5 protein-coding genes are annotated in these 7696 nt (G+C 47.5%); 3 read left to right on the top strand and 2 right to left on the bottom strand.

The features are described 5' to 3' along the window. On the top strand, positions 1-207 hold a 207-nt coding region (locus KDK14_RS05810; protein WP_257264072.1), incomplete at its 5' end, for a hypothetical protein. 199 nt (positions 208-406) lie between these two features. Continuing rightward, positions 407-1672, top strand: coding sequence for a hypothetical protein (locus KDK14_RS05805; protein WP_257264071.1), 1266 nt, complete (start codon positions 407-409; stop codon positions 1670-1672). Between the two features lie 13 nt (positions 1673-1685). Here the strand turns inward: KDK14_RS05805 and glnE are convergent, their stop codons facing one another. Together glnE and KDK14_RS05795 are read right to left on the bottom strand one after the other, a co-directional pair. Then, positions 1686-4637 carry a bifunctional [glutamate--ammonia ligase]-adenylyl-L-tyrosine phosphorylase/[glutamate--ammonia-ligase] adenylyltransferase gene (gene glnE / locus KDK14_RS05800; RefSeq protein ID WP_257264070.1) on the bottom strand — a complete coding sequence of 984 codons (2952 nt, stop codon included), beginning with the start codon at positions 4635-4637 and terminating at the stop codon, positions 1686-1688. A 91-nt stretch (positions 4638-4728) separates the two neighbouring features. Further along, positions 4729-6348: a hypothetical protein gene (locus tag KDK14_RS05795; RefSeq protein WP_257264069.1), complete on the bottom strand. Its 1620-nt coding sequence runs from the start codon at positions 6346-6348 to the stop codon at positions 4729-4731. 138 nt (positions 6349-6486) lie between these two features. Between KDK14_RS05795 and KDK14_RS05790 the strand changes: the two genes are divergently transcribed. Continuing rightward, the gene (locus tag KDK14_RS05790; protein WP_257264068.1) at positions 6487-7353 is read left to right on the top strand and encodes a lysophospholipid acyltransferase family protein; all 867 of its coding nucleotides are present in this window, start codon (positions 6487-6489) and stop codon (positions 7351-7353) included. The last annotated feature ends 343 nt before the right edge of the window (positions 7354-7696 follow it).

Here is a 7696-nt window from a genome sequence, read left to right as displayed (position 1 = left end):
TGCTGGCACTGTGCTTCGTTACAACTCCGGTCACATAGCTACGGCTATGCTCCCTCCGTTGTGCCTTGCACAGTACCTGCCCGGGTAGCCAGAAATATTCGATTCCATATGGCCAGCTACCTAACGCTCAAGAGTTATTCCCGGAACCAGCATCTTTCCCCCTCCAGCCTGTCGATTGCAGCATTTCCAATTGAACCAACAGAATAATTAATGGTCAGAGTAACAAGTGGCATCAGAGTGATGGTTATGATTGCCATAAATCTCTTTGACAGCTCATCAAAGACAGCTCATCAAAGACAGCTCATCAAAGACAGCTCATCAAAATATCAGCGGGTTTATTTGCGTCCTCTTGTCTGATGTGGGGTGTGTTAATGTTTTCTCCAGGATTTAACGGGAGCGTTTGCTAATGAACTTTGGTAGCCAACTATCTGCCTTAATGCATCAGAATGGTTTAGGTCCATTTACACAGGTCCTTGGCCTGTCTGATAGCATTTATAAAACTACCAGCGGAGCAGAGTTCAGATGTCGACGCAGTGATGAGGACAAAATGAAGTTATTATCCTGTAGCCTGTGTTCGGGGAGTCCCAAAGCACATATTGTGGAAGGCAGGTCTTTGAAAAACAGGAAAGTCCGTGATCAGGCCATCCTCGATATGCGACCAAGAGACTTGCCAGGGGCTGAAACACCAAAAGATTACAAGTTACCAGCTGACATCCAGTGTGTGAAAGAGTTATATCCCACCAGCTACAAAAATTATGGTGAAGATCAAGAACTGACCATATTATGTCAGGATACCACTGTATTTTGTGCGAAAAATATGACGTCAGCGAGTCGGAGTTTTCTTGAGTTTGAATGTGCTAATGCAGTATCGCTAAGTGATTTGCCCTATCATTACGAAAATGCACATCGATGCTCTCTTCCCCGGGTTGCTGAACCACTGGGAGCACATGCAGCTGCACCTGTAGAGAATTATTGCCAATTGGGCAGATTCTCACAGAGGCCATCTGGATCAGAGAATGAAAGAAGTCTCGATGGTAGCTTGCAAACGCAGGTATCGATGAATAAAACAAAAATTGAAAGACTGGAAGCGATAATCGCGGAGCAGGCTGACACAATCAGTGAACTGCAAAGAATGGTAAATTCCATCTCTTTGAGCTGTGCTGAACATAGATTTACAATAAAGGAATTGAAGGAACAGTCTTTAATTGATGGAACCTTCTTATGGGAAATAGAAGATTTCAAAGATGCTTTCTTTTTGGCCAGAAGAGGTGGAGAGACATCAACTTTTAGCGAAATTTTTTATGCGAATGGTTACAGGATGTCAGTAAAACTATTTCCAAATGGTGATGGTGCAGGTCTGGGAACTCATGTCAGCCTGTTTTTGGTAATTATGAAAGGCAAGTATGACAATGTTCTGGCCTGGCCATTCAATCAACAATTTTCCTTTGAGATACTTGGGGATGGCGGGGATGTTTTGTGGAGTGAACGATATTTGCCTGAACTAAACTCAAGCTTAAGGTCAATGTCATGCTTCCAAAAACCGCGGCAAGAGATGAACGAACCTATTGGTTGCCCACAAGCTATAGCGTTAGACGATCTTGCACTGCGCATGTCTTCCGATGGTAGTCTATATGTAAAGGTCAAAATAGGTGATAAGGCCACTAATCGTTAGCGGTTGATTCTTACTATTTCATACAGTTTGCCCAGATGGTCATAACTGCCTGACGCAGGCAGTTGCCATAGCTGTTTTCTACTTCAGGACTCTCGTTTTGTAATGCTTTTTGATGAATACTGAACCGGAATGTCTTATAAGCCTCCCGAAGCTGATGGGCGTCGTCGTGTTTCAACAGGCCTGCAAGCTCCAGTGCTTCAGAGATCCGCACGTTGTCGGTCCATTTCAGCAGCGCAGGATACTCGCTGGAATACCGCAGAACGGCAAACTGCATCAGAAATTCGATATCAACGATGCCGCCCGGGTCATGTTTTAAATGGAAGACGTCACCACGATTGACTGAAGACGTTGACTTCAGATGTTCCCGCATTTTCTGGCGCATAGCCACAACATCACTACGGAGTTTTTTAATATCCCGTTGCTGGCTGAGAATGGTTGATCTCAGCCTTGCGAATTTCTGTGCCAGCGATGGATCGCCGCTAATCACACGGGCTCGCACCAGGGCCTGATGTTCCCATGTCCAGGCCTCTTCTTTCTGGTATTTCGCAAAGTAAGTGAAGGAGTTAACCAGTAATCCCTTGGAACCGGATGGGCGTAGTCTCATATCCGCATCATAAAGAATACCGGAGGCTGTCTGCGTGGTCAGAATATGAATTATTCGCTGACCAAGGCGCGTATAGAACGTGGTGCTGTCAATGGCTCTGGGGCCGTTGGTCGCTTTATTGGTGCCACCGTTATGGATGAATACCAGGTCAAGGTCAGAGCCGGGGCCCAGCTCAATACCGCCAAGCTTGCCATAGCCCACAATAATGAAGCCGGGATCACACAGGTTGCCCTCGGCATCCCCGGGCATGCCATATTTTTTCACCAGGTTTCGCCAGGCAATGGCCAGTACGGCATCAAGAATCACTTCAGCAATCCAGGTCAGGTAGTCACTCTCTTTCATCAGAGGCAAGGTGCCGGAAACCTGGGCTGCCGTTACCCGCAGAACATGGGCCATTTTATAGTGACGCAGTACTTCCATCTGGTTTTCAAGGTCGTCTTGGGGGATATGGGCGAGCTGTTGTCGCAGCTCGTCGGCCAATGCTTCTTTTTCCGGTGGGTTATAGAGATCACCAAGATTGAGGAACTCATCGAGAAGTGCTGGAAAGCGGGCAATCTGTTCAGCAATCCATGGGCTGGCAATACAGAGTTTGCCGAGGTGCTCCAGCGCGCCGGGATTCTCGATCAGCAGAACCAGGTAAGCCGTTCGACGCAGTACTGCCTCAATCAGCGGAAGAATTCGCAGTAAAAAAGTATCAGGCTCAGTGGCGTTGGCAGCCACTCTCAGCAGCAGCGGGACAAACTTGTCCAGACGATCACGGCTCTGCCTCCTGACCCGGGTAATGGCTTTGCCATCGCGCAGGGAAACCAGTCGCTGCCAGGAAGCATCGACCTCTTTGAAGCCCTCCCGGTCCATCAGCTGTTGCTCTTCTTCCTCGCTGAGCTGGCCAAGCCAAAGGGCTTCCCATTGATCAGCATCATTTGTGGTTTCAGGATCGGCAATCACTGCATCAAAATGAGCGGTGACGTTCTGACGGTGTTTCTCCAGTATGCCCAGTAATTCAGGCCAGTCTTGTTGCCCCATACTGAAGGCAACCCGTGCCTGAGTCTCCGGGCTTTTCGGCAGATCCTGAGTCTGTCGGTCGGCAATGGCCTGGAGAGCATGTTCAAGGTTGCGCAGAAAGATATAAGCGGCTTTCAGCTCATTGGCTTCGTCAGGCGAAAAATAGTGTTTGCCCTGCAGCGTTGACAAGACCCTCAGCAGGTTTCGCTCCTGCAGAGCGCGGTCACGCCCGCCATGAATTAACTGGAAAGACTGAATGGTGAACTCAATCTCACGAATACCACCGGGCCCAAGCTTGATATTGCCCTGCATGCCTTTGCGTTTCACTTCCCGGCGGATCAGCTGCTTCATTTCCCGCAGGGCACTGATGGAGCCAAAATCAATATAGCGACGATAAACAAAAGGACGCAGCTGGCTGAGCAGCAGCTGGCCTGCGGGAATATCTCCGGCAGCCACCCGGGCCTTGAGCATGGCGTAACGTTCCCAGTCCCGGCCCTGATCCTGATAATACTGCTCCATGGCAGCAAAGCTCATGGCCAGTGCGCCGCTGGAGCCATAAGGCCGCAGTCGCATATCAACCCGGAACACAAAACCATCGGCATTCTGACAATCCAGCACCCTGATCAGTCGCTGGCCGAGGCGGATAAAAAACTCCTGGTTGGTGATGACTTTTTTGCTGCCCCGGGTCTCCCCCTGGCAGGGATAGGTGAATATCAGGTCAATGTCTGAAGAGAGGTTGAGGTCCCTGGCGCCCAGTTTGCCCATACCCAGCACCACCATGTTCTGGGGAACCGGCTCTTCGCCCGGGTTGTTGGTGCCATAGGGCGTTCCCATGGTCTGGCAGCAGTCCTGGTAAAGCCAGTTGAGCGTGCTATCAATGCACGCATCTGCCAGGGCCGACATATCCGCTGTGGTTTGTGGCATGCTGACCCGACGGTTCAGGTCGAGCCAGATAATTCGAAGCATTTCCCGGTTGCGGTAACATCTGAGAGCCTTGATCAGATCCTGCTCATTGGCAACCGCTGCCAGTGCTTTGTGTAAACGTTGCGGATGGGTTTGGGCAAGGCCGGGGAGTTGGTCATGATTTTCCAGCATGCTGGAAAGCCACTGCGGGTGACGAATACACTGTTGCGCGGCAAAGTCACTGCCTGCCCAGCAATGGATCAGCTGATCCATCAGCTCAGGACTCAGTTGATCGCTCTGGTCAGGAAAAAGGCTGGCAGGAAAAGTGAAAGACGAGTTGTTATCCACAAACTGTTGCCAGTGGGCAGTGACCATAAGCCTGATTGCTTCAGGAAGAACGTTTGTAGCAGGGGAGGCAATGAATTGTTGACTGAGTTGTGCCCTGAGTGACGCCATAAACCCGCCCTCTTCTGGTTGCTGGCGCCATTTTATGGGAATGGTATGACTATAGCCATATCTGCGTTTGTGATGCTGTTTGGATGAAGCACTAAACGCGATAGGGGGCGTTTTGTGAAGGCCACACCAGGAAGCTGATAAACGCCGGCTTGACCTCAAAGTCTTGTAGTTTCCTGATCTCTCGTTGCGAAGTCTCTTCACTGCCAATCAATTGATACAAAGGGTTTTTAAAATAATTTGAGATGGCAACCACTTTGTCTCCCCGTTGAAATGCTCTTTTGGCAGCAAACGCTAACAGTTCACTTGAGTGCTTGAACTCTACGAATTGTCCAGGTGTCCAATTATCGTATTCTGCCAACACCTCCCGGGGAACAAGCCCCAATGTCGGTACGGCAAAATGCTGTTTGATCTCCAATATATCGTTATGATGCTCCAGGGCAATAATGTGCTCCAGTAGCTGGGTATTTTGCGCCATGGACAAGAGTCTTTCAGGGGTCAGCTGCTCCTGAAAAGCAGTTGACAGCATGGCTTGCTCGCACGTGGAGAGCCCTTCAAACAGGTCTGCAATCTGCCGCAGGGTAGAAGAAACTTCACCAGTACAAAGCATTTGCTGAAATGCGAAAGGATTACATGGAAAGGTGAATGGATTTCTGTCGTGAATCAAGAATTCATGCTCACCCAACTGATCCAGATAGATATTTGCATAGGGGCTTTGGTCTAACAGATCATCCCAAAGATCATGGGTCACGACGGCTTTCAATGTTGATGCGCTCAGGCCTGCTTCTCTACTGAGAAATGCCAGTGCCAACAAATGCGAATATTTACCGTGCAGGAAGTTACCTGACCAGTTGCTGTCGAGAAAACCTGATTTTTCTGCCAGGGGATTGGCTATCTCCGGGGGAACATAACCAATAAACTCCGGGGCATCGTGCAATGGAATGCCGCCCCGGGCCAGCTCTCCCAGAACTTTTAATAATACACCGCGAATTTTAGGCGCGAAGGCTTTGACAAATATTTCTCCATTCATGCCATCCGGTTGAGAGTATCGATATTGCTGAGCGTTGCATACGGTTTGTACATCCTCTGTGACACTTGCCTTGAGTTGGTCTTGAATGCTTGCCTTTTGTTCTTCATTCAGTTGAGGATTAATAAAGCTTTCCTTGACTGACAAGTAATCCTGAAGCTGTTTTGAGTCCAGCTCAGCAACCAGCGCTTCAGGCAGCAAGCGCCTGAGTTGACTTCCTATCAGGTCGAAAAAAACAAACTGGGCAGGGTAATCGAACAGTTTCAGTTTACAGAACTTATATTGATATTGTTGCCAGACATTGAGTGGTCGTATATCCGCGTCTTCTGTGGTTGAGCCTTGAAATAAAACCTCCGCAATACTCTTGCCGAGTTGCAAGCCTACAACAAATTTTGCCCGCTTGGTAAAAAAAGTTTCCGGAAGGAGTAATGATTTAAGATCAATACGGGACAAGTCCCAGAAGAAATTATTATTGCACTTTACCAGGATGGGACCCGGATCATTGATGGAACGCTTGCCTATGGGAATTTCTCTCACAGGTCTATAATCAAAACCGGTGGCAGAAGTATGACGAATGCCCCCAATCGATAAAACGTTGTTGTTATAAATAACAGGTTGAGTGAGTTTTTTACTGCATTCTAGTGCTGAATGAAATATTGCTGTTTCTGAAAGTGAAGTACTGTCCATATTGTTAAAGCCTTACGCTCGGCATTTTTCAAAATAGTTTGTCCATTTCAGATTAAATTTAATTTGAAAAGTTCATTTTACTCAGGTTAATTTATTTTCAGTGATTGGTTCGTATCAGAGGAAAGAGCCTGTTTTGTTATGTTGATTGCCAAGTTTATTTCTTATCTCCCATTCAAGGTTATTTATATCCTTTCCTATTTACTTTATTTACTCATCTTTTATCTCTATAAATATCGAATTGGCACGGTGCATAAAAATTTGCGGCAGGCTTTTCCAGAAAAAAAGGAAGCCTATATCGATCATGTGACCAGACAATTTTACCGGCATTTTTCGAATCTTGCGCTTGAAGTGATCAAGGCTCACAGCATGAGTGCAGAAACGTTTAAAGAACGCTGCTCAATTGTTGGTGCTGATGCCCTGGAAGCTGCATCCCTTGGGAGATCCAGGCCAATCATCGTGTTAACCATCCACCAGGGCAATTGGGAGTGGATGCTCCATGGCGTTTCACAACATCTTGGTGTGCCTATTGATCCGGTTTACAAGCCTTTGCACCATAAAGGCTGGAATCAGTTTATCCATAAAATTCGTAGCCGATTCCATTCCCGCCCCATTCCAATGAAACGGGCTGGAAGGGATATTCTCAAGTGCAAAAGCGGTTTTCGGCTGTTTGTGATGCTGGCTGATCAGACTCCGGTAGAAGGAGAGCGCAGTTACTGGGTTCCGTATCTCAATAAAGAAGCACCTTTTTACCTTGGAGCGGAAAAAATAGCCTTACTGACCCAATACCCGGTATTTTTTGCCCAATGCCGGCGATTAAAGCCTGGCTACTATGAGCTTGAGTTTAAAACGCTGGCGCTGCCTCCTTATGAAAATACCAAAGACCAAAACCACCATCCGATTATTGATGCTTATGTCAGTGCTGCCCAGGCTGCAATCTATGAACAGCCAGAAACGTTCCTCTGGAGCCATCGTCGCTGGAAAAGAAACCGGAAAAGTGATGAATGAAGATTTGCCCTGACAAGAGGTGGCTTTACTGATGACCACTGATCGTAAGTCATGACTGAGAGAAAGTTTATTTAAGAATGTCCTTTCATATGGTTGACTACTTATGGCAAATAACCAAACAAAGAAATAATAGAACCTTTCCGGTAAGCGAGTGCTTGTTCTTTGATAGTACTACTGTAAATTCTTTCTTTAGCTTCTGCGAACGAGTGCAGGCGGGTAGGTTTCTACGTGTTGCGGGTCTTGAATTGGAACCACGAAGCACACAAAGAGCACAAATGCCCATGGCGTGTGAAAATATTTTGCGCCACCCTCAGGGATGAAAAATGGTTGAGCAAAATATTTT

The organism is Endozoicomonas sp. ONNA2 (assembly GCF_024606365.1).
Taxonomy (GTDB): domain Bacteria; phylum Pseudomonadota; class Gammaproteobacteria; order Pseudomonadales; family Endozoicomonadaceae; genus Endozoicomonas.
This window is presented reverse-complemented; position numbering and strand designations above follow the sequence as displayed.